A 24,634-nucleotide genomic window follows, 5' to 3' on the forward strand; every position below is an offset into this window, starting at 1 on the left:
AAGGACGCGCCGATCAGCCGCGGCGCAGCTGGAACACCGCATGCTCCGCCAGGAAATTCGCCGCGGCCGAGCTGGTCCGGCGGTCGCGGCTGAGGAACCAGGCGCCCTCCACCACGATGCCGCGCGATTTCACGAAGGCGCGGAAATCGTCGATCGTCACATGGTGGATGTTCGGGGTGGCATACCATTCGAGCGGCAGCAGCCGCGTCACCGGCATCCGCCCGCCCCACAGCAGCGACGCGCGCACGCGCCAATGCGCGAAATTGGGAAAGGACACGACCGCGCGCTGGCCGATGCGCAGCAGCTGGTCGAGCACCCAGTCGGGCCGCCGCGTCGTCTGCAGCGTCTGGCTGAGGATCGCATAGTCGAAACTGGCGTCGGGATAATCGGCCAGGTCGGTATCGGCATCGCCCTGGATCACCGACAGACCGCGCCCCACTGCGGCGGCAACATCGTCGGCCGACAGCTCCAGGCCGCGCGCGTCGCAGCCGCGCTCGTCGCGCAGCGCCGCCATCAGCGCGCCGTCGCCGCAGCCGACATCGAGCACGCGCGATCCCGGCGCGACATTGGCGGCGATGATCGCAAGGTCGGGACGGAGGGTCATCGCCGGTAGATATCCTCGACATGGCGCTCCATGCAGCGCTCGGGATGGCGGAGCGGCTTCCAGCCCAGCTTCTCGTACAATGGCTGCATGTCGCGGGTGACCAGCATCCAGCGGCGAAGCCCCTGAAGCTCGGGATGCGACTGCAGCGCCTCGATCATCGCCCGGGCGACGCCCTGGCCGCGATGCGCCGGCAGCACGAACACGTCCGCCAGCCAGGCGAAGGTCGCGCGGTCCGTGATCAGCCGGGCAAAGCCGATCTGCTCGTCAATGCCGGCCTCGTCGGGGGCATAGGCGCCGACGCACAGTGATCCGGCGATCGACCGCTCGACAACCTCGCGCGGGATGCCGGCCGCCCAATAGCTTCCCGACAGAAAGGCATGGATCAGCTCGATGTCGAGTTCGGCCGGATCGAACGAGACTCTCACCTGCCTTCCCCCGCGCGAAGGAAGCCGTCGACCACCCGGTTCAGCTCGGGCGAATCGAGCAGGAAGGCATCATGGCCGAAGGGCGAGCGCAGCTCGACGAAGCTGGCGGGCGCGCCCGCGGCGTTGAGCGCATGGACGATCGTGCGCGACTCGGCGGTGGGATAGAGCCAGTCGGTATCGAAGCTGACGAGGCAGAAGCGCGTCGCCGATCCGCGAAAGGCATTGGCCAGCACGCCGCCATGTTCCTCGGCCAGGTCGAAATAATCGAGTGCGCGGGTGATGTAGAGATAGGAATTGGCGTCGAACCGGTCGGTGAAGCTCAACCCCTGGTGCCGCAGATAGGATTCGACCTGGAAATCGGCGTCGAAGCCGAAGGTCTTGGCCTCGCGCGATTGCAGCTTGCGGCCGAACTTCGCGGTCAGCCCCGCCTCGGACAGATAGGTGATGTGCGCCGCCATCCGCGCGACCGCCAGCCCGGCAGCCGGGGGATCGCCCGCCGCGTAATAGTCGCCGCCGCGCCATTTGGGATCGGCCATCACCGCCTGGCGGCCGACCTCGTGGAACGCGATATTCTGCGCCGAATGGCGTGCGGTCGCGGCGATGACTACGGCCGAGGCAACCCGCTCGGGATAGGTCGCGGCCCAGCTGAGCGCCTGCATCCCGCCCATCGATCCGCCGACGACGGCCGACAGCCGCTGCACCCCGAGATGGTCGAGCAGCATCGCCTGCGCACGCACCATGTCGCGGATGGTGATGACCGGAAAGGTCATCGCCCAGGGATCGCCGGTCGCGGGATTGATCGTCGCCGGCCCCGATGAGCCGAGACAGCTGCCCAGCACGTTCGAGCAGATGATGAAATGCCGTGCCGGATCGATCGGCTTGCCCGGCCCGACCAGCTTGACCCACCAGCCGGGCTTTCCCGTCACCGGATGGTCGGACGCGACATGGTGGTCCCCGGTCAGCGCATGGCAGATCAGGATCGCATTGCTCGCGTCGCCGTTCAGCGTGCCATAGGTTTCATAGGCGATGTCGACCGGAGACAGCAGCCCGCCGCCGTCGAGCCTGAGCGGTCCGGGCAGCGTCACCGTACGGCGGAGGCCGAAGCGCGGATCGTCAGACATGGCGGCGGAGTTACGGCGCAGGCGGTCCGGGTTCAAGTCACGTTGGTGCGACGAAGGCCGGCCGGCTGCGCCGCCAGCTTGCTATTGCGCATCGGTTCCGCCAATCGCCTGCGCATGACTGGACCCGTACCCAAGCCGTGGATCATGGAAATCGCCCCCTATGTGCCGGGGCGGGCAACCACCGACAGCGGCAAGAAGGCGATCAAGCTGTCGTCGAACGAAAACCCCCTGGGCACCTCGCCCGCGGCGCGTGCCGCGTTCGAGGCGGCGTCGGGCACGCTCGAACGCTATCCCGATGCCAGCGCCACCGACCTGCGCGAGTCGCTGGCCGCGCGCCATGGGCTGGATCCGGCACGGATCATCTACGGCAACGGCTCCGACGAGGTGCTTCACTTGGCCGCAGGCGCGTTCGCAGGTCCTGGCGACGAGGTGATCTTCGTCAAATATGGCTTCGCCGTCTATGAGATTGCCGCCCGCCGGGTCGGCGCCGTGCCGGTGATCGCGCCGGATGCGGACTATGCGACCGATGTGGACGCGATCCTGGCGGCAGTGACCGACCGGACCCGGATCATCTACGTCGCCAACCCGAACAATCCCACCGGCACCTACGCCAGCAAGGACGAGATCGCCCGGCTGCATGCCGGGCTGCGGCCGGACATCCTGCTGGTGCTCGACCATGCCTATGCCGAATATATCGACGGGCAGAATGACGATGGCGGGATGGCGCTGGCGGAGACCGCATCCAATGTGCTGGTCACGCGCACCTTCTCGAAGATGTACGGCCTTGCCGCCGAGCGGATCGGATGGGGCTATGGCGCGCCGGCGCTGATCGAGGCGATGCACCGGATTCGCCTGCCCTTCTCGATCACGATCGCGGGCACGGCGGCAGCGCTGGCCGCATTGGGCGATACCGAATTCGTCGAGCATACCCGCACGCACAATGCCGAGTGGCGCCGCTGGTTCTCGGACGAGATCGCGAAGCTGGGCAATGCCGGATTGCGCCCGGTGCCGAGCCAGGCGAACTTCGTGCTGGTCCTGTTCGAAGGCGCGCTGACCGCCGAGGTCGCGTACAAGGGGCTGATGGAGGCGGGCTATATCGTCCGCTGGCTGCCCGGCCAGGGCCTGCCCCACGGCCTGCGCATCACCATCGGCACCGAGCAGGAAACGCGCGGCGTCGCCGGCGTCCTGCGCGACCTGGTCGAACGGGCCGGCTGATGCTGCCCTTTTCGCGCGTGACGGTCGTCGGATTGGGCCTGATCGGCTCGTCGATCGCGCGCGCGGTGAAGGCCTATATGCCGACCGTCCGGGTCATCGGCTATGACGCCGACCCCGAGGTGCGCGAGATCGCAACGCGCATCTCGCTGTGCGACGACGTGACCGATACGCCGGGCGCCGCGGTGATCGATGCCGACCTGGTGATCCTGTGCGTTCCCGTCGGTGCGATGGGCGCTGCCGCGCGCGACTTCGCCGCCGACCTGCCGGCCGACGCGATCGTCAGCGATGTCGGATCCTGCAAGGTCAGCGTCGTCGAGGCGCTGGCTGCCGCGCTGCCCGGCGCGATCGTGATCCCGGCGCATCCGGTTGCCGGCACCGAGAATAGCGGCCCCGAGGCGGGCTTCGCCTCATTGTTCCAGCATCGCTGGTGCATCGTGACGCCGCCCGAGGGCGTCAGCGGCTTCGCGGTCGAGCGGGTCAAGGAATTCTGGCGCCAGCTGGGCGCGGAAGTCGAGACGATGACTCCCGCGCATCACGACCTGGTCCTGGCGGTCACCAGCCATCTGCCGCACCTGATCGCCTATACCATCGTCGGCACCGCGTCGGACCTGGAGGAGGTGACCCAGTCCGAGGTCATCAAATATTCCGCGGGCGGATTTCGCGACTTCACCCGGATCGCGGCGTCGGATCCGACAATGTGGCGCGACGTGTTCCTCGAGAACAAGGAGGCGGTGCTGGACATGCTCCAGCGCTTTTCCGAGGACCTGTCGGCGCTGCAGCGCGCGATCCGCTGGGGCAAGGGCGACGAACTGTTCGATCGCTTCACCCGCACCCGGGCGATCCGCCGCAGCGTGATCGAACAGGGGCAGGACGATTCGCGCCCCGATTTCGGCCGGGCGCACGACTGAATCCGCGACGCCGTCCCGCCGGCCGGGACTCAGGCCTGCAGCGCGTTGATCCCCTGATGCACCTTCGCCTCGACCTCGGCGCGGGGCAGGCCGGGGGGGATCGGCTCGCCGAAGCGGAAGACGACGGTCCCCGGGTGCTTGGCGCCCTTTTTCGGCCAGACATGGCCGCTGCGGACCGCAATCGGCACGACCGGCACGTCCAGCATCCGGTAGAGGCCGGCAAAGCCCGCCTGAAGCGCCGGCGATTCGCCCGGCGGAACGCGGGTTCCCTCCGGGAAGATCATGATCGACCGCCCCTCCGCCAGGGCGGCGCGACCATCGCGCATCATCGCGCGCAGCGCCGAGGCATTGGCGGCGCGATCGACGACGATGACGCCGTATCGCCGTGCGGCCCATCCCCAGATCGGGATCATCGCCAGTTCGCGCTTCATCACCGTCGCCGGCGCCTCCAGCAGTCGCGTCAGCTCGATCGCCTCGTACAGCGATTCGTGCTTCGCGGCGAAGATGACCGGCCCGGCGGGGATCGTCCCCTCGACCCGCTGCTCGATCCCCAGGAAGATGCGAGCTGACCAGCGCATCAGCGCCGCCCAGCCATTGGCATAGCCGCGCAACGCGCGCGGCCCGAACAGCGCGGAGACCGGCGCGAACAGCACCATCGGCACCGAAAGACTGTAGAAGAACATCGAGAAGGCGATCGTGCGCAGCAGGTCCATCGTCAGCTTCCCCCCAGCGTCAGCACGATCCAGCGGACGAGATATTTGTGATATTCGCGCACCAGCGTGCCGAAGCGCGGCGAGCTGGGCACCGGATCGCCGATCAGCGTCACATCGTCGCCCAGCCGGGCAGACAGCTCGAGCCGGGCGCGGGGCATATGCCAGTCCGACGTCACCAGGCGGACGGTGCGATAGCCATTCTCCGCGACCCAGGACGCCGTCTCGTCGGCGTTGGAGCGTGTATTGACCGCTTCCCAGCCGAGATCGACACAGCATTCGAACAGCCTGGGTTCCCTGTACTGGGCGGCGAGTTCGCGCGGCTTCACGCTGGTGTCGACGCCGCTGACCAGCATGCGCTTCGCCGCATGTTCGCGCATCAGCGCCAGCCCGCGGTCGATCCGGCCCGGTGCGCCGGTCAGGACCACGATCGCATCGGTGCGCTCGGTCGCCGGGATCGGCTTGCCCAGCGACATCATGAACAGGCCGAAGCCCAGCGCCCATAGCAGGATCGGGACGGCAAGGATGCGGACGATCACAGCCGCGCCCTCAGCGTTCGCAGCACGGCGATGCGCGCCGCCAGGGTGGCGAGCAGGGCGAAGCCGACCGGCAGCAGCGCGAGCAGCGCCCAGTCGCGCGGGTTCAGCGCGGCGCCGCTCATCGGCTCCGACCCCAGCAGCGCGAAGCGGCTCTGAAGGAACGCGATCACCCCCATCCCCATGATCGTGCCGATTGCGCCGCCCAGCAGCGTGTCGAACGCGATGCGACGCTGGAACAGCCGCGCGATCTGGAGGTCGGTCGAGCCGAGCATATGCAGCACGTCGATCGTATCGCGGTGCGTGTCCAGCCCCGAGCGCGCGGCAAGCAGCACGACCCCTCCGGTCGCGGTCGCCATCAGTAGCACCAGCCCGGCCGCCAGCCAGGTGAGCGTCGACAGGAACAGGCGCACCGGCGACAGCCAGCGGGCATGACGATCGATCCGCGCGGCGGGGACGATCGCCCGGGCCGCCCGCTCGGCGGCCGCCACATTCGCCGCGCCACGGATGTCGACATCGATCATCGCCGGCATCGGCAGGTCGGGATCGAGACCCGCATCGCCCAGCCACGGCTTCATCAGTTCGGCGAGATGCGCCCGGTCGACCTCGACGACGCGGTGCACGCCGGGGGTCGTGCGCAGCGTCGCCGCGACCTGGCGCGACAGCGCGTCGCGCCGTGCCGAATCGGGCTCGACGATCTGGACGGTCAGCCGCCCCGACAGCGCCCTGTCGAGCTGGGTGGTGGCGGCCCACATGCCAAGGCCCAGCGCACCCGAAAGGACGGTCAGGAACAGCATGATCGCCATGATCCACGTCATCGCATGGGTGCGCCTGCCCTGGTCGAGCAGCCGGCGGTCGGGCGCGGCGGGGCCGATGCCGAACATCGCGCTCACAGACCCGGCGGGTGGCGCAGCGCGCCGGTGGGATCGTTGAGCGTCCCGCTCTCCAGCCGCATCATCCGCGCATTCGGAATGCGGTTGAGCAGGTGGAAATCATGGGTGGCGACGATCACGGTCGTGCCCAGCCGGTTCAGCGAGTCGAACAGGTGGAGCAGCCGTTCGGCCATGTCGGGATCGACATTGCCGGTCGGTTCGTCCGCGACCAGCAGGTCGGGCCGACCGATCACCGCGCGGGCGATGGCGACGCGCTGCTGCTCGCCGCCCGACAGGGTCGCGGGTTTCGCGTCCGCCCGGTCGATCAGCCCGACCCAGGCGAGCATCTCGCGAACCGGCGCCCGGATATCGCTTTCGGGCATTCCGGCGATCCGCAAGGGGAGGGCGATATTGTCATGCGCGGACAGGTGCGGGACCAGGCGAAAATCCTGGAACACGACGCCGATGCGCCGCCGGAAGCCGGGCAGGCGGCTGCGCGCGAGGCCGACCGCATCCTCGCCGAACAGGCGGATCACGCCGCGCGACGGCCGCTGGGCCAGATAGAGCAGCTTGAGCAGCGAGGTCTTCCCCGCACCCGATGGCCCGGTGAGGAAATAGAATGCACCCGAGGCGAGCGTGAACGAGATGTCGGTGAGCGTTTCCGCGCCGTCGCCGTACCGCAGGCCGACATTTTCGAACTGGACGATATTGGCCATTCGTTCCCGCTGCTTCCCTTGGCCCGGTGCCATCGCATAGCGGTGGGCGGGGCTCAAGCACGTCCCGGCTTTCCCGTGCTTGCAGCCCGAGTCGCGAAGTGCTTATGATTCGCCATGATCCTTGAATGCAGCCAGTGCGGAACGCGCTATGCGGTTCCCGACAGTGCGATCGGTCCCGACGGACGAACGGTGCGCTGCGCGAACTGCAAATATAGCTGGTTCCAGTCGCCCGCGACCCAGCCCGCGCCATCCCAGGCTGCGCCCATGGTCGAGGATGCCCGGCCGGCTCCAGCCGCGCGTCAGCCCGGCGCCGCGCCTGCGGTCGCGGCCCGCGAAACGCCGGTCGAACCGGCAGCGCCCAAGGTGTTCGACGACGCGGCCATCACGCCGCGTCCGCCCCAGTCGCCCCGGGGCCATGATCCCTTCGCGCACGAGCCGCCGTTCAAGTCGCGCCGCAACCCCGCGCGGCGCTGGACCGCCGCCGCGGTGATCGCCGGCCTGTCGATGCTGCTGGGTGCAGGGGCGATCGTCTATTCGGGCGCGCCGGGGATCGCCTCGTCGCTCGGGCTGGGCGGCGGCGAGATCGAGACCCCGCTGCTGTTCGGCGACAAGGCCGCCGAGCGCCGGACGCCGCCGGGCGGCGGCGAGCTGTTCGTGGTGTCGGGCAAGGTCACGAATCCGACGACGAGCGCGCAGCACGTGCCAGATATCCAGATCCAGCTGCGCGACGATGCGGGCAACATGGTCCATAGCTGGCGGATCACGCCCGAGACGCGATCGATCAGGCCCAGGGCATCGATCGACTTCAACAGCGCCAATCTGAACGTGCCCGCCAATGTCCGCGTGGTGCAGTTCAGCTTTGCGAGCGAAATCGGCGGCTGACATGCAATAGCCGCAGGCCGTGCAGCAGCGCGGCGGCGAGCATGCCGACGCCCGAGGCATAGGCAAGGCCGATCGCGCCATGGCCGAGATGCACCAGCAGCAGCCCGGCGCCACCGGTGATCACGAAAAAGGCGAGGATCGAGTTCAGTCCGGCCGCTACCTGGTCGCCGAGCGAGCGCAGCGCATAGACGAACACGATCTGCACGCCGTCGAACAGGATGAACGGCGCCCAGGGCACCAGCATCGCCGCGGCCAGCCGGTGAACCGGGTCCACCGCAGGAAACAGCCGGACGATCATGTCAGGCATCGCGATCAGCACCAGGGCCTGCGCCCCGATCACCAGCGCCGCCAGCGCCGCCGCGATGCCGGCACGCCGGCCGGCCGCTTCGGGTACGCCCTCGCCCACCGCATTGCCGACGCGAACGCCGGCGGCCGATCCGAGGCCCAGTGCCATGGCGAAGGTGAGGTTGTGGATGCCGAACACGATCTGAAAGGCATGGGCGGTCGCATCGCCCAGCTGAGTCGACAGCGCGATCAGGATCGAGAAGCCGGCCAGTTCGAAGCCCGAGGCAAGGCCGGGGACGAAGCCGAACCTGGCCAGCGCCCATGCGCCGCGCGCCGTGTCCGCCGTGAGCAACCGGCGCAGGTCGCGCACGCCGCGTTCGACCGCGCGGGGCAGGGTCCAGGCAGCGCCCAGCATCCCAACCGCGCCGATCGCGGAGGCGATCGCGGTGGCGCCCGCGGCACCCGCCGCCCCCATGACCGGAAAGCCGAGATGCCCGCCCGACATCGCCCAGGCGAGCAGCGCGTTCAGGGGCAGGATCGACAGGTTGACGACGGCGACCCGCCGGGGCCGGCTGACTCCTTCCAGGAAGAAGCTGGCAGTCACGATCATCAGCTGGAACGGATAGGCGAAGGCCATCACCTGCACGACATGCGCCGCGCCGGGGATCACGGCGGATGCGACGCCCAGCCCGGCGAGCATCGGGGCGGCGAAGGCGAACAACAGGGTGAAGCTGACAAGGCCGAGCAGCGCGGCGAGCAGCAATCCCTGATGCAGCAGCCGGCCGGTCGCGAGCAGGTCGCGCGCGCCATCGGCCCGGGCCACCTGGACGAGCACGCCGGACAGCGCGCCGATCGCCATGACGATGCCGATATAGGTCAGCGACCGGCTGGCGCCCAGGAACGCGGCCTCGCCGGTTCCGGTCATGCCGACCACGATGACGTCGGTCAGATGGAGGATGGTCCAGTTGAGGCTCGTCAGCACTACCGGCCAGGCAAGCGACACGATGCGGCGCGTCTCGGCGATCAGGGCGGGGGACGGACGCATCGGCAGGATCGCCTAGCCGCATCCGTGTTTTTGCGAAAGTACGGCTTCGGGAGTTGCCAGCCCCGATCGGCTTTGCTAGGGGCCGCTGCCTTACCAGCCTCCGGCGCCGTCCGGTGGATTTCACGTGCGGTCGTGGCGGAACTGGTAGACGCGCAACGTTGAGGTCGTTGTGGCCGAAAGGCCGTGGAAGTTCGAGTCTTCTCGACCGCACCACTTTTCTGAAATCGGGTTTGAGCGACAGGGAACCGGGCAACCGGGATCCCTTCGCCGCGTTCGGAGTCCGCCGCTCGGCAGCCGTTCGGGGCAGGGCGCGCATTCTTTTTGGGGACCGGCACAATTTTGCGACAAGTCGACCGTAGCGATCCGCTGATGGATATGCGCAATCGAATCAACGAGCTGAAACTGGGATGTGCGCTGGCTGCGCTGCTGGCGGGGGCGTTGCCCGCATCGGCATGGGCGCAGGCGGCGGACCCCGCCGCGGCACCGGCGCCCGCACAGGAGGCCGCGCCGCCGGCCCAGGACGAGGACCTTCAGGAGGCCGACGAGATCGTCGTCGAGGGCCAGTTGCGTGGCGCCGTTCAGGGCGACATCAAGCCCGAGCTGTCGTTGAACCCGGCCGATATCCGCGCCTATGGCGTCAGTTCGCTGGCCGACCTGATCACCGAGCTTGCGCCCCAGACCAGCAGCGGCCGCGGACGCGGCGGCGGCGGGCCGGTGATCCTGCTCAACGGCCGGCGCATCTCGGGCTTTTCGGAACTGCGCGACCTGCCGCCCGAGGCGATCGAGCGGGTCGACATTCTGCCCGAGGAAGCGGCGCTGAAGTTCGGATATCGCGCCGACCAGCGGGTCGTGAACATCGTGCTGCGCCAGCGGTTTCGTTCGATCAGCAGCGAAGTCGCGTTCGGCGGGCCAACCGGGGGCGGATTCACCACGCAGCGCGGCCAGGTCGGCGTCGTCCGGATCAACCGCAACGGGCGCGTCAATGTCGACATGCAATATGACGGCTCGGGCCGCCTGACCGAAGACGAGCGCGACATCGATTCGCCGATCGCCAGCACGCTGCTCGATGCCGAGGGCAATGTCGTCGATGTCCGGCCCTACCGGACGCTCGTGTCGCCCAGCGACCGGCTGGCGATCAATACGGTGCTGAGTCGCAACCTGTCGTCCAAGGTCACCGCATCGGTCAATGCGCGGCTGGAATCGACCAGCACCCGGTCCTGGCTGGGGCTGGGCGGGGTCGACCTGGCGGTGCCCGGCTCCAATCCCTTTTCCGCGACCGGCCAGGATGAGATCGTCCCGCGCTATATCGACGGCACCGGGCCGCTGACGCGAACCGTGCAGGGCCGCACCGCGCATGCCGGTTTCAGCGTGAATGGTGACGCGCTGCCGTGGCGCTGGTCGGTGACCGGCAATTACGACCGCGTGACTTCCAGCGCGGTCACCGATGGCGGCTTCACCGGCGGCGCATTCGAGGCGCGGGTGGCCGCGAACGATCCGACGGCCAATCCGTTCGGCATCATCCCGCTGGACCAGGTCAGGATCCTGCCCGGGCAGATCGCCAGGTCCACCTCCAGCGTCGCGTCGATCGACGGGCTGGTTACCGGGCCGCTCGCCCAGCTGCCCGCGGGCGAGCTTCGCACCAGCCTGCGGCTGACCGGCGAGACCAATGATTTTGCGAGCGAGTCATTCCGCCTGGGCGTGCCGCGCAGCGGCGACGTGTCGCGCGACCGGGGCAGTGCGCAGCTCAATGTCGACCTGCCGATCACCAGCCGCCGGCGCGGCGTGCTCGATGCGATCGGCGACTTCTCGCTCAACGCCAATATCGAGGTCGAACAGCTGTCCGACTTCGGCACCCTCGTCACGACCGGCTATGGCGCGGTGTGGAGCCCGATCCCTCAGATCCGACTGATCGGGTCGGTGACCGACGAGGAAGGCGCGCCGACCGCGCAGCAACTGGGCAATCCGGTGCTGATCACGCCCAATGTCCGGATCTTCGACTATGTCCGGGGCGAAAGCGTCGACATCAGCACGATCACCGGCGGGAATCCCGGCCTGACCGCCGACAGCCGCAACGTGATGAAGATCGGCGCGAACGTGACGCCCTTCTCGAAGCTGCAGTTCAACCTCAGCGCCGACTATATCCGCTCGACGACGCGCAACCAGATCACCGCCTTTCCCGCGGCGACCGCCGAGATCGAGGAGGCGTTCGGGGAACGTTTCGTGCGTGATGGCGGGCAGTTGGTGAGCATTGATACCCGTCCGGTGAATTTCGCGCGTGCCGAGAGATCGGAGTTGCGCTGGGGTTTCAACCTGTCGGTCCCGTTGGGCTCGACGATCGAAAAGCGCATCCGCGAGCGCCGCGCCGAATATGAGCGCCAGCGCGAGGAAGCCGAGCGCAACGGGACGCCGCCACCACCACCGCCCGAGAACATGTTCGGACGGCGCGGCGACGGCCAGGGCCGTGCGCCGGGTCAGGACGGCCAGGCGGCCGCCGGCGGTGCTCCGGGCGGCGAGGGCGGCCCCCGCCGCTTCGGCGGGTCGGGCGGCGGTGGCGGCGGCTTTCGCGGCTTTGGCGGTCGCGGCGGGATGGGCGGCCGGGCCCAGTTCAGCCTGTACCACACCGTCCGCTTCATCGACCGGATCGAGATTCGCCCAGGCCTGCCGGTGCTCGACCTGCTCGACGGGTCGGCGACCGGAAACAGCGGCGGCAATTCGCGCCACCAGATCGAGGCGCAGGCGGGCTATTCCAAGGACGGCTATGGCCTGCGCCTGGTCGGTAACTGGCAGAGCGGGACCAGCGTGGCGAGCGGCGCGCTGGGCAGCGGCGACCGGCTGGATTTCTCCAGCCTGGGGACGCTCGGGGTGCGCGCCTTCATCGACATGGGGCAACAGCTTCGCCTGGTGCGCGACCATCGCTGGCTGCGCGGCATGCGGATCACGCTGGGGGTCGAGAATCTGTTAGATGCCCGCCAGCGGGTGACCGACCAGAATGGCGTGGTGCCGCTCAACTATCAGCCCGATCTGCTCAACCCCACGGGCCGCACCCTCCGGCTGAGCGTGCGCAAGCTGTTCTTCTGAAGGCCGCGCGCGTTGCGTGATCGCAGCGCGCAATCGCGCCGCCCGCAAGCTTTCCGGCTGGGCGGCGGGCGGCGGCGTGCTACGGCAGGGCGTGCGTCGCCACCTCTATCTCGTCGCCGGGTTCGTCTCGCTTGGCCTCGCCGTCATCGGCGCGCTGCTGCCGGTGATGCCGACGACGGTGTTCGTGATCCTGGCGGCATGGTGCTTCGCGCGCAGTTCGCCGAAGCTGGAACGGCGACTGCTGGATCATCCGACCTTCGGGCCGCACATCCTGCGCTGGCGCGAGCGCGGGGCGATCAGCCGCAAGGGGAAGGTGGCGGCGACGATCGCCTTCGCGGTCAGCATCCTGGTCGGCGCGATCTTCGCGCCCTGGCCCTGGTCGCTGGCCCCGGTCGCGGCCGCGCTGGTGATCGGCGGCTGGATCTGGTCGCGCCCCGAAGGTTGAGCGCGGGCGCGCTCGTGCTGGCATCCGCCGCCGCTTTGCGGTAGCGCGGCAGGCGATGTCCGCACCCCATATCGTCGCGATCGGCGGCACCCTTCGCCCCGAATCCTCCACCGGCCGGCTGCTCGGCGCGGCGCTGTCGCTTGCCGAGGCGCGGGGCGCGCGCACCACGCTGCTGACCGGTCCGGCGATCGCCTTTCCCCATTACGAACCCGGCGCGGCGGAGGGGCATGAGGAGATCGCCCGCTTCCTCGAGGCGCTGCGGACCGCCGACGGCGTGATCGTCGGCTCGCCCGGCTATCACGGAACGCTGTCGGGGCTGGTCAAGACGATGCTCGATTATGTCGAGCAACTGCGCGGCGATGCCCGGCCCTATCTGGACGGGCGTCCCGTCGGGTTGATCGCCACCGCCGGCGGATGGCAGGCGGCGGTGTCGACGCTCCAGGCGCTGCGCACGGTCGTCCATGCGCTGCGCGGCTGGCCGACGCCGATGGGGCTGGCGATCAACACCGCCGAACCCGATGACTGTGTCGACGCAGCGCGGCCGCAGATGCAGCTGATGGTCGACCAGATGTTCGACTTCATCGACCGCTGAGCCGCGACCGCGCCCCGGTTCACCGGAGCGCGGACATGGCGTTCACTCCGCCGCGACGGCTTCGGTACGATCGTCCAGCGGCCAGGGAAGCCGCTCGAGCATTTCCTTCGGCACGACCTGCCAGAACTGGCCGACGACGCGGTCCCAGTCGTCGAGCAGGCCCTTGGCCCATTCGCTGTCGGTCGCGCGGACATGCGCCTCGACCAGGTCGCGCAGCTTCGATTCCCAATGGGCGGAGGCGATCCGCCGCCAGGTGATGTTCTCCGGATTGGCGCGCGCGACGAAGCTGTCATCGGCATCGTAGATGAACGCCATGCCGCCGGTCATGCCGGCACCGAAGTTCATGCCGACCTTGCCGAGCACCACGGCGGTGCCGCCGGTCATGTACTCGCAGCCATTGGCGCCGCAGCCTTCGACCACCACGTCGGCGCCCGAATTGCGCACCGCGAACCGCTCGCCCGCCTGGCCGGCAGCGAACAGCCGGCCCGAGGTCGCGCCGTACAGCACGGTGTTGCCGATGATCGTATTGTCCTGGCTGGCCAGCGGCGAGCTGACCATCGTGCGGACCACGATCATGCCGCCCGACAGGCCCTTGCCGACATAGTCGTTGGCCTCGCCGAACACTTCGAGCGTGATCCCCTTGCACAGGAAGGCGCCGAGCGACTGGCCGGCGCTGCCGCGCAGCCGGACATGGACATGGCCGTCGGACAGCGTCGACATGCCGAAGGTGCGGGTGACTTCGCTCGACAGGCGGGTGCCGACCGCGCGGTGGGTATTGCGCACCGTATAGGTCAGCTGCATTCGCTCGCCGCGGGCGAAGACCGGCGCCGCGTCCTTGATCATCTGCGCGTCGAGGCTGTCGGGCACTTCGTTGCGGAAGGTCGTCAGGCTGAAGCGGCGCTGGCTTTCGTCCGCATCGACCTTGGCCAGGATCGGGTTGAGGTCGAGATCGTCGAGATGCTCGGCGCCGCGGCTGACCTGACGCAGCAGCTCGGTCCGGCCGATCACCTCGTCGAGGTTGCGGAAGCCCAGACGTGCCAGGATCTCGCGCACTTCCTCGGCGATGAAGGTCATCAGGTTGATGACCTTTTCCGGCGTGCCGACGAACTTGGCGCGCAGCCGTTCGTCCTGGGTGCAGATGCCGACCGGACAGGTGTTCGAATGGCACTGGCGGACCATGATGCAGCCCATCGCCACCAGGCTGAGCGTGCCGATGCCGAATTCCTCCGCGCCCAGGATCGCGGCGATCACGATGTCGCGCCCGGTCTTCAGCCCGCCATCGGTACGCAGCTTCACCCGGCCGCGCAGGCCGTTGAGCGTCAGCGTCTGGTTGACCTCGCTGAGGCCCATTTCCCACGGCGTGCCCGCATATTTGACCGAGGTGACCGGCGACGCGCCGGTGCCGCCGACATGGCCGGCGATCAGGATCACGTCGGCATGCGCCTTTGCCACGCCCGCCGCGACGGTGCCGATCCCCGCCGACGAGACGAGCTTCACGCACACCCGCGCCCTGGGGTTGATCATCTTCAGGTCGTAGATCAGCTGCGCCAGATCCTCGATCGAATAGATGTCGTGATGCGGCGGCGGGCTGATCAGCGTCACGCCCGGCGTCGCGTGGCGCAGCTTGGCGATGAACTCGGTCACCTTGAAGCCGGGCAGCTGGCCGCCCTCGCCGGGCTTGGCGCCCTGGGCGACCTTGATCTCGATCTCGTCGCAGGCGTTGAGATATTCGGCGGTGACGCCGAACCGGCCCGACGCGATCTGCTTGATCACCGAATTGGCGTTGTCGCCATTCTCGTACGGGGTGTAGCGGACCGAATCCTCGCCGCCCTCGCCCGACACCGCCTTGGCCCCGATGCGGTTCATCGCGATCGCCAGCGTCTCGTGCGCCTCCGGGCTGAGCGCGCCGAGCGACATGCCGGGGGTCACGAAGCGCTTGCGGATCTCGGTGATCGCCTCGACCTGATCGATCGCGATGCCCTCGGTGGGATAGTTGAACTCGAGCAGGTCGCGCAGATAGACCGGCGGCATGTCGCGCACCCCGCGCGAGAATTGCAGATAGGTCGAGTAGCTGTCGCTCGACACCGAGCTTTGCAACAGGTGCATCAGCTGCGCCGAATAGGCATGCGTCTCGCCGCCGTTGCGATGGCGATAGAAGCCGCCGATCGGCAGCGTCGCGACCGCGGCGTCGAAGGCCGCATTGTGCCGAATCATCGCGCTCAGATGGAGCGAGGCATAGCCTTCGCCCGAGATCTTGGCCGGCATGCCGGGGAACAGGTCGTTGACCAGCGCGCGGCTGAGCCCGACCGCCTCGAAATTATAGCCGCCGCGATAGCTGGAGATCACCGCGATCCCCATCTTCGACAGGATCTTCAGCAGGCCTTCGTCGATCGCCTTGCGGTGCCGCGCCAGGCACTCGTCCAGCGTCAGCTTGCCGAACAGCCCGCGCGACTGGCGGTCGGCGATCGCAGCCTCGACCAGATAGGCGTTCACCGTGGTCGCGCCGACGCCGATCAGCACCGCATAATAATGGGTGTCGAGGCATTCGGCGGTGCGGACGTTGACCGAGGCATAGGAGCGCAGGCCGCGGCGGACGAGGTGGGTGTGAACCGCCGCCGCCGCCAGCACGCCCGCGATCGCCACCTTGCCTTCGCTGACATGCTCGTCGGTCAGGAACAATTCGGTGCAGCCGGCGCGCACCGCCTGTTCGGCTTCGTAACGGATGCGGGTGATCGCCTGGCGCAGCGTGTCCGGGCCGCCCTCGGCATCGAAGGTACAGTCGATCTCGGCCGACTGGTTGCCGAAATGCGTCTTCAGCCGGTTCCAGTCCGAACAGGTCAGGACCGGCGATTCGAGCACCAGCACTGGGTTGGGCGTGCCCGCGGTGTCGAGGATGTTGGCCAGGTTGCCGAAGCGGGTGCGCAGCGTCATCACCTGCCGCTCGCGCAGCGGATCGATCGGCGGGTTGGTCACCTGGCTGAAATTCTGGCGGAAGAACTGGCTGATCAGCCGCGGCTTGTCCGAGATGACGGCCAGCGGGGTATCGTCGCCCATCGACCCGATCGCTTCCTTGGCGGTCTCCACCATCGGGGCGAGGATCAGCTCCATGTCCTCCAGCGTCTGGCCAGCAGCCACCTGGCGGCGGGTCAGCTCGGCGCGGCTGTACTGTGGCGTCGCCGCCTCGGCTGCAGCCAGGTCGTCGATCGACAGGAACTTGCCGATCATGTTGGGATAATCCGCCTCGGCGGCGATCCGGTCCTTGATCGCGCCGTCTTCCAGCAGCTCGCCGCTGTCGAGGTCGACCGCGATCATCTGGCCCGGGCCCAGTCGGCCCTTGGCCAGCACGTTGCTCTCCGGCACGACGACCATGCCGGCTTCCGAGCCGACGATCAGCAAGCCGTCGGAGGTGCGGGTGTAGCGCAGCGGACGCAGCGCGTTGCGGTCCATGCCCGCGACCGCCCAGCGGCCGTCGGTCATCGCCAGCGCGGCCGGGCCGTCCCACGGCTCCATCACACTGGCCAGATATTTGTACATCGCCAGGTGCGATTCGGGGGTCTGGTCGTCCCATGCCTCCGGCACCAGCATCAGCTTGGCGGTCGGCGCGTCGCGGCCCGAACGGCAGATCGCCTCGAATGCGGCGTCCAGCGCGGCGGTGTCCGACGCACCGGCCGGGATCACCGGCTTGATATCCTCCGACTGCTCGCCAAAGGCGAGGCTGGCCATCTTGATCTCGTGGCTCTTCATCCAGTTCTTGTTGCCGCGGATCGTGTTGATCTCGCCATTATGGGCGAGGCAGCGGAACGGCTGGGCCAGCCACCATTGCGGGAAGGTGTTGGTCGAATAGCGCTGGTGAAAGATCGCGACGCGGCTTTCGAACCGCGCGTCGCGAAGGTCGGGGTAGAAGTCGCTCAGGCTCTCGGCGAGGAACAGCCCCTTGTAGATGATCGAGCGGTGCGACAGCGAGCAGATATAGAATCCGCTAATCTGCGCCTCGATCACCTTCTTCTCGATCCGGCGGCGGACCAGGTACAGGTTCTTCTCGAACTCCGCGGCGTCCTGATCGTCGGGCAGCGGGCCGGCGATCATGATCTGCTCGATCTCCGGGCGCGTCGCCTGGGCCTTCATGCCGATTACCGACACGTCGACCGGCACCTGGCGCCAGCCATAGATGGTATAGCCTGCCTCGATGATCTCGCTCTCGACGATCGTGCGGCAGGCCTCCTGCGCGCCCAGGTCGGTGCGCGGCAGGAAGATCATGCCGACCGCGAGCCGGTTCGGCAGGACGCGGTGGCCGCTGGCGGCGATCGCATCGTCGAAGAAGCGCACCGGCAGGTCGACATGCAATCCGGCACCGTCGCCGGTCTTGCCATCGGCATCGACCGCGCCGCGATGCCACACCGCCCGCAGCGCATCGATCGCCGACTGAACGACGCGGCGCGATGCCGTGCCGTCGGTCGCGGCGACCAGGCCGACGCCGCAGGCATCGCCCTCATATTCGGGGCGATACATGCCGTCACGGGCGAGACGATTGCGTTCGGCGTCGTTGGTCATCTTCTGGTCCTGTCGGTCGGCCGGGCCAATGGCGTGGCCGTGAATCACGTTGGGGTGTCAGCTGGCAAGCGCTCTGCCGCAGGCTGCCTGCGGTTCGGCACCTGGTGCCTATTTCGACTTTTCGTGGCCCTCGCGCAGGTTGAGCCCAGTGAACTTTTCCATTGCCGCGATCGTCGCCGCCTCGAGTTCGGCATCCACCTTGGGGTTGGGCTTGTTTGCTTCAGCCACCGAGATCGCCTGAACCCTAGGGGTCAGCGCGACGATCTTGGCACCCGTCGGCGATCTGACGAACGCTTCCGCCTCCGCCAATTCCTGCGGTGTCAGTCTGTCAATCACATCGGACTCGCTACGTCGTACTGTCCTGGCGAGTTGGCTTTCTGTCAGGCCGAAATCCTCCGTTTTGAGCATCTCGCCAAGGACCGGCGCGAAATCGACCGACTGGTGCATGCGGGCAATGATCTTCGCGCCCGTCGGCCCGCCATAGAATGCGAGGGCCGCGCGCAAATCATCCTGGGTCAACGATTCGGCGAGCACGTCCGCGATGCTGTCCCAAGCACCCGGCAGGGAATCACGTGAGTAGCGCAACAGCACTGGGGCCATTCCCTCGGCCACGGCCTTTATCACACCCGGATACTCTTGCTCGAGCGCCTTCATGTTGGCGTCGGCAAGCATTGCTTTGGGTATGTCTACCGCGATCACGCGCTCGATCGCCATAATCGTGGCGTCCTCCGGCGCGAGGGTCTTTGCGAGTTGCAGTGCGAGTGCGCGGCGCGCCGGATCGGCAGCAGCGATGGGCCTGGGCGGCAGGGCGCCGCTCTGCGCCAGCGCAGGGGCCGCCGTTACCGCAGTGCCCAGCGCGAGCGTGGCCATCAAGGTTCGGAAGAGGAGATTCCCCATCTCACGCCGCCTGCGGGGTGGCCGCGGAAGCAGCCGCGGCGCGCGCGCGCATCCAGCCGTGCATGTGCGCGGCGACGTCGCGACCGTCGCGGATCGCCCACACCACCAGGCTGGCGCCGCGGACGATGTCGCCGGCGGCGAACACGCCGTCCAGGCTGGTCATCATCGTCTTGCCGTCGGTGCGCAGCGTGCCCCAGCGGGTGACCCCCAGTTCGGGCGCGTCGAACAGCCGCGGCAGGTCCTCCGGGTCGAAGCCCAGCGCCTTGATCACCAGGTCGGCCTCGACGGTGAAGCCGGCGCCCGGATCGATTTCCGGCGCGCGGCGGCCGCTGGCATCGGGCGCGCCCAGGCGCATGGCGCTGGCCTTCACTGCGCTGACCTTGTCGCCGCCCTCGAAGCTTTCCGGGGCGGAGAGCCAGACGAACTCGACGCCTTCCTCCTCGGCATTGGCGGTCTCGCGCTTCGACCCCGGCATGTTGGCGCGGTCGCGGCGATAGAGGCACTTCACCGACGTGGCGCCCTGGCGCACCGCGGTGCGGACGCAGTCCATCGCGGTATCGCCGCCGCCGATCACGACGACCTTCTTGCCCTGCGCATCCAGGCTGCCGTTGTCGAAGGCGGGAACGGCATCGCCGAAGCTCTTGCGGTTCGACGCGGTGAGATAGTCGAGCGCGTCGACGATCCCGTCCGCCTCGACGCCCTCGGCACGGATCGCGCGCGGCTTGTAGACGCCGGTGGCGACCAGCAGGCTGTCATGGCGCTGGCGCAGGTCGGACAGGCTGGCATCGCGTCCGACCTCGAACCCGAGATGGAATACAATCCCGCCGGCCTGAAGCCGCTCGACGCGGCGCGTCACGACCGGCTTTTCCAGCTTGAAGCCGGGAATGCCGTAGGTCAGCAGACCGCCGGCGCGGTCGTACCGGTCATAGACATGGACGTCATAGCCGAGCAGCCGGAGATATTCGGCTGCGCTGAGCCCGGCGGGACCGGCACCGATGATCCCGACCGACATGCCGTTGGCGCGGCCGGGCACCAGCGGCTCGACCCAGCCTTCCTCCCAGGCAGTGTCGGTGATGAACTTCTCGACCGACCCGATCGTCACCGCGCCGTGCCCGGAGAATTCGATGACGCAATTGCCCTCGCACAGCCGGTCCTGCGGACAGATGCGGCCGCAGATCTCGGGCATGGTCGAGGTGCTGTTCGACAGTTCATAGGCTTCGCGCAGCCGCCCCTCGGCGGTCAGGCGCAGCCAGTCGGGGATGTGGTTGTGAAGCGGACAATGCACCGTGCAATAGGGCACGCCGCATTGCGAGCAGCGCCCCGCCTGCTCCTCGGCTGCGGGCACCGAATATCGGTCCGCGATCTCGCGGAAATCCTCACGGCGATAGGGCGCGGGCCGCTTCTCCGGGAAAGACTGCCCGGTTTCCACGAATCTGAGCATCACATCATTTGCCATGCCCGCGGCGATAAAACAGACCGCCGCACACTAAAAGGCAGTAATGCTGACCTAATTCAAGATTTGCGGGTCGTGGGCGTTAATTTTCCGGATGTGTGGCAATATTCTATGGCCGTTTCGGACCTACCGTATCGTGAGCCAGATGAGCGCGGTCGCGCCGGCGACAATGCGATACCAGGCAAAGGGGGCGAAGCCGTGCTTGCTGACGATGCCGACGAACCACTTGATGACCAGCAGCGCGACGATGAACGACACGACGAAGCCGACGGCGATTTCGTCCCACCCGACACGGCCTTCGAGAACAACGCCTTTCTTCGCCAGCTCCAGCGTCGTGGCGCCGAGCATGGTCGGGATGGCGAGGAAGAAGCTGAACTCGGCCGCGGTGCGACGCTCGACGCCCAGGCTGAGCGCACCCATGATCGTCGCGCCCGAACGGCTGACGCCGGGGATCATCGAGATGCACTGGATCAGGCCGATGCCGATGGCGCGCACGACCGGAATCTCGGCAATGCCGGTGATGGTCGCGGACTTGAGCATCCGCTCGATCACCAGGATCGCGACGCCGCCGACGATCAGTGCCCAGGCGACGACCTTGGGCGAGCCGAGGAGCAGCTCGATCTTGTCGTGCAGCGCCAGGCCCAGCACCGCGGCGGGGATGAACGCGATCACCAGGTTGCGCAGGAAGCGCCACGAGACGGGGTTGAGCTGGATCAGTCCCGTCGCCACCGCCCAGAAGGTCCGCCAGTAGAGTACGACCACGGCCAGGATCGCGCCCAGCTGGATGATGACGTTGAACATCGCCCATTGCTCGGCATCATAGCCCAGCAGTTCCGACGCGAGGATCAGGTGGCCGGTCGACGATACCGGCAGGAACTCGGTGATGCCCTCGACGATGCCGAGGATGACGGCGACGATAAGCTCGGTCATGGAGTCATGCCCTTTCGGGCCGGACGCTCCTCAGGATCGCCCGGCCGACATCGGAAGGAAAGCGATCAGGCGGTGGCGCGCCGGCCGAATCGGCCGTTGCGGCGGAAGCGGACCAGCCAGGCAGGCGCCACCGCGGCGAGCAGCTGCGGCTCGATGCCGAGCGCCTCGAACCCCGGCGCGCCGGACGACACCACCGTGTCGCGGCCCAGCATCTTCCACTGGTCCGAGGTGATCGGCGTGCCGGGCAGCGAGGCCAGGATCGATCCGATCGCATCGGGCACCTCGACCAGAACCGGATCGCGGCCGATCTCATGCCCGATCCAGCGATTGAGCTCGGTCATGGTCAACACCTCCGGACCGCCCAGTTCATAGGTCTTGCCGCCATGCGTGCCCGGATCGGCAAGCGCGACCGCGACCGCTTCGGCGACATCGGCGACATAGGCCGGCTGGAACTTCGCCTCGCCGCGCAGGACGGGCACGATCCCGAACGGGGCCGCGGCGATCAGTCCGGCGAAGCGGTTCACGAACTGGTCCTCGCGCCCGAACAGGGTGGAGGGGCGCAGGATCGTCGCGTTCGGGAAAGCCTCGCGGACCGCCGTCTCGCCAGCCGCCTTGGACTGGCCGTACTCGGCCGGCGACTGCGGGTCGGCGCCGATCGCCGAAAAGTGCACCATGGCGCCGACGCCGGCGGCGCTGGCAGCCTTGGCGATCGTGCGCGCGCCCGCTTCATGCACCTGCCAATAAGCGTTGCGGGCGAAGGTGCCGGTCAGGTTGACCACCGCATCGGCGCCGGCGAGCGCATTGGCGATCGTCGCGGGCCGGCCGACATCGGCCGCGACGAACTGGGTCTGGCCCAGCCCGCCCAGGGTCCGGACGAACCAGGCGTCGCGCGGCCGCCGCTGCGCGATCCGCACGCGGGCGCCCGCCTTCAGCAGTTCCTGCGCGACATAGCGACCCACGAAACCGCCGCCGCCGATTAGGGTTACCAGCTTGTCCTTCATGCCTTGCCTCAGATGCGAAACTACAGGAGCGTCCCATGCCTCCCGGGGACACAAACGGCAAGGCTGGTGCGACAGTTTCCCTTCCACGGGCCAGGTGGCCTGCCATGCCGATCGCCGCAGGGAGCGGCCACCAAAGGCAAGTTCTAGCCGCAAGCGCCTGATGGAGGACGAAATCCCGATCGCGCCCAAAAAATCACGCTGATACAGAATTAATGACCGCACCCGGCGATTGGCCGGTTGACAACCCCCGACACCCCCCGTAGTTGCCGCCGCCTACCCCGTGCCCAGATGGCGGAATTGGTAGACGCACCAGCTTCAGGTGCTGGCGGTCGCAAGGCCGTGGAGGTTCGAGTCCTCTTCTGGGCACCATTTTCCAGTCCATCGACGTCCATGGGCGTCGCGTAAGTGGCTGGGGCCTAAGGCCTTTTCCAAATATCTTTCCGACGAGATTTGGGCGCGTCCGCCGACATACCACCAACTTTGGTGGTACAAATCGGCAGTGGATTCGCCTGTTTTCGGACGGAGATACCACCATGGCTCTTAGCGCAATCGCGATCAGGAATGCTCAGCCCCGATCGAAGCCCTATAAACTCAGCGACGGGCATTCCCTCTTCCTCCTGGTGATGCCGAACGGCGCCAAATACTGGCGCTTCCGCTATCGCCTTCTCGAAAAGCAAAAGCTCTTGGCGCTCGGCGTGTGGCCGGAGGTCAGTCTGGCCGATGCTCGCGTCAAGCGCGACTCCGCCCGCCGGTTGATCGACGACGGCGTCGACCCAATGGTCGAGAAAAAGCGCCGAAAGCTTCGCGCTCAGATCGACGAGAACATCACCTTCAAGGGCGTCGCCGAGGAGTGGTTCGTCAAGATCACCCGAGAGGAGCGAGCAGAGGTCACGCTCAGCAAGGTTCGTTGGCTGCTCGAAATGGTCTACCCGTTCCTCGGGAACCTGCCCCTGCACGAAATCGAGGCGCAGGAAGTGCTCGCTGTTCTGCGTAAGGTCGAGGCCACCGGCCGCTACGAAAGCGCGCGACGTATGCGCAGCGTGATCAGTCGGGTTTTCCGATACGGGATCGCCACCGGTCGAGCGAAGGTTGACGTCGCGCGCGACCTGCGGGGGGCGATCATCGTTCCCAAGACCAAACACCTCGCCGCGATCACCCGCCCGAGCGAGGTGGGCAAGCTGCTGCGGGACATCGATGATTGCCCCGGATATGCGATCACCAAGCTCGCGCTGAGGATGACGCCTCACGTCTTCGTGCGCCCCGGCGAGCTGCGCCGTGCCGAATGGAGCGAGTTTGACCTTGAGCGTGGCGTGTGGTCGATCCCGGCTGAGAAGATGAAGATGCGCTGGCCGCACCAGGTGCCGCTGTCGCGGCAGGTGCTGGACCTGCTCGATGAGATACGGCCGCTGACCGGGCACAGCCCTTATGTCTTCCCTGCATCCCATACCTGGAAGCGACCCATGTCGGAGAACACCGTCACCTTCGCGCTCCGGCGGATGGGCTATAGCGGCAGCGAGATGACCGCGCATGGCTTTCGCGCGATGGCGGCGACGCTGCTCAATGAGATGGGGCTGTGGAACCCCGACGCCATCGAGAGACAACTCGCTCATATTGAAAGTAACGGCGTTCGGCGTGCCTATGCGCGCGGGCAATATTGGGAGGAGCGGGTGCGCATGATGCAGCATTGGTCCGACTATCTCGACCAGCTACGCGGGGGTGGAAATGGCGACAGAACCGGTGATGACAGCAAAGTGGTCAAGGTCGATTTTGGCGGTCGATCGAGGCGATCGGCTCAGTGACAAGCGCAGACACAGCCGCCGGCCTAGATCGGGCCGGTGGCGACTTTTCTCCATCCCAGCCATGATGGCCGCGACAAAGTCCCCAGAGCGGACTGCCAAGCACGGTGCGTTAGCTGGCGTCACTAGGCCAGCTAAACGAACGATGCGTTACGCGGAACCGTCGCAGGATCTTTGAGCGAGTGATCGCCGCGATAAAGGGCGGGATGTCGTGCCGAGCCATAGGGCGGCGACTTTCACTCTCCTCCAGGATGGATGCGCACGCGACGTTCTTCCTGAATGTGATCGAGGCGAGGGGCGACATCACGCTGGTCGAGTTGCTGCCCAACGCCGCACGCCGGTCGCGATCATTATGCTGTGGCGGCTCTTCGACCGCCACCGGATAACGTGCAAAAAAGACGGCGTACGGAGCGGAGCAGGATCCACCCGACATCCTGGAGCAGTGCTAAACATGTTTCTACCGCCAGCTATATCTCGATCCCGACCGGCTGATCTTCATCGACGAAACCTGGCATCGACCAATATGGCGCGACGCTGTGGTCGCTGCCGAAGCGGGGGGGGGGGGGGGGGGG

The 24,634-nt window shown here is 67.6% G+C and carries 20 protein-coding genes and 2 tRNA genes; 9 read left to right on the forward strand and 13 right to left on the reverse strand.

Annotated features, from left to right (window positions below):
* Positions 1-13: 13 nt before the first annotated feature.
* Genes metW through metX form a run of 3 tightly spaced genes read right to left on the reverse strand, consistent with a single transcriptional unit; the run spans position 14 to position 2,150 of the window.
* Positions 14-604 carry a methionine biosynthesis protein MetW gene (gene metW / locus TPR58_RS15885; protein ID WP_346247685.1) on the reverse strand — a complete coding sequence of 197 codons (591 nt, stop codon included), beginning with the start codon at positions 602-604 and terminating at the stop codon, positions 14-16.
* The gene (locus TPR58_RS15890; protein WP_346247686.1) at positions 601-1,029 is read right to left on the reverse strand and encodes a GNAT family N-acetyltransferase; all 429 of its coding nucleotides are present in this window, start codon (positions 1,027-1,029) and stop codon (positions 601-603) included. Before TPR58_RS15890 ends, metW begins: the two co-directional genes overlap by 4 nt.
* Entirely contained in the window at positions 1,026-2,150 is a 1,125-nt protein-coding gene (gene metX / locus TPR58_RS15895; RefSeq protein WP_346247687.1) for a homoserine O-acetyltransferase MetX, read from the reverse strand. The genes TPR58_RS15890 and metX overlap by 4 nt, the downstream gene beginning before the upstream one ends.
* A 114-nt stretch (positions 2,151-2,264) precedes the next feature.
* Here metX and hisC point away from each other — a divergent pair, with 114 nt between their 5' ends.
* Both hisC and TPR58_RS15905 read left to right on the forward strand, forming a co-directional pair.
* Positions 2,265-3,365, forward strand: coding sequence for a histidinol-phosphate transaminase (hisC, locus tag TPR58_RS15900; RefSeq protein WP_346247688.1), 1,101 nt, complete (start codon positions 2,265-2,267; stop codon positions 3,363-3,365).
* Complete coding sequence (locus tag TPR58_RS15905; protein ID WP_346247690.1) at positions 3,365-4,273, forward strand: prephenate/arogenate dehydrogenase family protein; 909 nt, start codon at positions 3,365-3,367, stop codon at positions 4,271-4,273. Before hisC ends, TPR58_RS15905 begins: the two co-directional genes overlap by 1 nt.
* A gap of 29 nt (positions 4,274-4,302) precedes the next feature.
* On the opposite strand, the gene TPR58_RS15910 is transcribed toward TPR58_RS15905, so the two are convergent.
* The 4 genes from TPR58_RS15910 to ftsE are packed head-to-tail and all read right to left on the reverse strand — an operon-like array spanning position 4,303 to position 7,107.
* Positions 4,303-4,986, reverse strand: coding sequence for a lysophospholipid acyltransferase family protein (locus tag TPR58_RS15910; RefSeq protein WP_346247691.1), 684 nt, complete (start codon positions 4,984-4,986; stop codon positions 4,303-4,305).
* Positions 4,987-4,988: 2 nt separating this feature from the next.
* A complete protein-coding gene (locus tag TPR58_RS15915; protein WP_346247692.1) occupies positions 4,989-5,522 on the reverse strand; it encodes a YdcF family protein in 534 nt (177 codons plus the stop codon).
* Positions 5,519-6,403, reverse strand: a complete 885-nt coding sequence (locus TPR58_RS15920) for a cell division protein FtsX (RefSeq protein WP_346247721.1) — start codon at positions 6,401-6,403, stop codon at positions 5,519-5,521. The genes TPR58_RS15915 and TPR58_RS15920 overlap by 4 nt, the downstream gene beginning before the upstream one ends.
* Positions 6,404-6,408: 5 nt before the next feature.
* A complete protein-coding gene (gene ftsE, locus TPR58_RS15925; protein WP_346247693.1) occupies positions 6,409-7,107 on the reverse strand; it encodes a cell division ATP-binding protein FtsE in 699 nt (232 codons plus the stop codon).
* Between the two features lie 114 nt (positions 7,108-7,221).
* Here ftsE and TPR58_RS15930 point away from each other — a divergent pair, with 114 nt between their 5' ends.
* Entirely contained in the window at positions 7,222-7,989 is a 768-nt protein-coding gene (locus tag TPR58_RS15930) for a zinc-ribbon domain-containing protein (RefSeq protein WP_346247694.1), read from the forward strand.
* Here the strand turns inward: TPR58_RS15930 and TPR58_RS15935 are convergent.
* Positions 7,961-9,319, reverse strand: a complete 1,359-nt coding sequence (locus tag TPR58_RS15935) for an MATE family efflux transporter (RefSeq protein ID WP_346247695.1) — start codon at positions 9,317-9,319, stop codon at positions 7,961-7,963. The genes TPR58_RS15930 and TPR58_RS15935 overlap by 29 nt on opposite strands.
* Positions 9,320-9,445: 126 nt before the next feature.
* On the opposite strand from TPR58_RS15935, the gene TPR58_RS15940 reads away from it, so the two are divergent.
* The 4 genes from TPR58_RS15940 (at position 9,446) to TPR58_RS15955 (ending at position 13,434) form a co-directional block, all read left to right on the forward strand.
* A tRNA-Leu gene (locus TPR58_RS15940) sits at positions 9,446-9,532 on the forward strand.
* Between the two features lie 156 nt (positions 9,533-9,688).
* Entirely contained in the window at positions 9,689-12,397 is a 2,709-nt protein-coding gene (locus tag TPR58_RS15945) for a TonB-dependent receptor (RefSeq protein WP_346247696.1), read from the forward strand.
* Between the two features lie 91 nt (positions 12,398-12,488).
* Entirely contained in the window at positions 12,489-12,842 is a 354-nt protein-coding gene (locus TPR58_RS15950; RefSeq protein ID WP_346247722.1) for a YbaN family protein, read from the forward strand.
* 55 nt (positions 12,843-12,897) lie between these two features.
* Positions 12,898-13,434, forward strand: a complete 537-nt coding sequence (locus TPR58_RS15955) for an NADPH-dependent FMN reductase (RefSeq protein WP_346247697.1) — start codon at positions 12,898-12,900, stop codon at positions 13,432-13,434.
* Positions 13,435-13,476: 42 nt separating this feature from the next.
* Here the strand turns inward: TPR58_RS15955 and gltB are convergent, their stop codons facing one another.
* From gltB to TPR58_RS15980, 5 genes are all read right to left on the reverse strand, one after another.
* Positions 13,477-17,985, reverse strand: coding sequence for a glutamate synthase large subunit (gene gltB, locus TPR58_RS15960; protein ID WP_346247698.1), 4,509 nt, complete (start codon positions 17,983-17,985; stop codon positions 13,477-13,479).
* Between the two features lie 108 nt (positions 17,986-18,093).
* A complete protein-coding gene (locus TPR58_RS15965) occupies positions 18,094-18,882 on the reverse strand; it encodes a DUF2059 domain-containing protein (RefSeq protein WP_346247699.1) in 789 nt (262 codons plus the stop codon).
* Position 18,883: 1 nt separating this feature from the next.
* The gene (locus TPR58_RS15970) at positions 18,884-20,338 is read right to left on the reverse strand and encodes an NAD(P)-dependent oxidoreductase (RefSeq protein WP_346247700.1); all 1,455 of its coding nucleotides are present in this window, start codon (positions 20,336-20,338) and stop codon (positions 18,884-18,886) included.
* 123 nt (positions 20,339-20,461) lie between these two features.
* Positions 20,462-21,265, reverse strand: coding sequence for an undecaprenyl-diphosphate phosphatase (locus TPR58_RS15975; protein ID WP_346247701.1), 804 nt, complete (start codon positions 21,263-21,265; stop codon positions 20,462-20,464).
* A gap of 65 nt (positions 21,266-21,330) precedes the next feature.
* Positions 21,331-22,266 carry a complex I NDUFA9 subunit family protein gene (locus TPR58_RS15980; protein ID WP_346247702.1) on the reverse strand — a complete coding sequence of 312 codons (936 nt, stop codon included), beginning with the start codon at positions 22,264-22,266 and terminating at the stop codon, positions 21,331-21,333.
* Between the two features lie 282 nt (positions 22,267-22,548).
* On the opposite strand from TPR58_RS15980, the gene TPR58_RS15985 reads away from it, so the two are divergent.
* Both TPR58_RS15985 and TPR58_RS15990 read left to right on the forward strand, forming a co-directional pair.
* A tRNA-Leu gene (locus TPR58_RS15985) sits at positions 22,549-22,635 on the forward strand.
* Positions 22,636-22,799: 164 nt separating this feature from the next.
* Positions 22,800-24,065, forward strand: coding sequence for a tyrosine-type recombinase/integrase (locus TPR58_RS15990; RefSeq protein ID WP_346247703.1), 1,266 nt, complete (start codon positions 22,800-22,802; stop codon positions 24,063-24,065).
* Positions 24,066-24,634: the final 569 nt, after the last annotated feature.

Origin of the sequence: Sphingomonas rustica (assembly GCF_039652585.1) — a bacterium.
In the GTDB taxonomy this organism is placed as follows: Bacteria; Pseudomonadota; Alphaproteobacteria; order Sphingomonadales; family Sphingomonadaceae; genus Sphingomonas; species Sphingomonas rustica.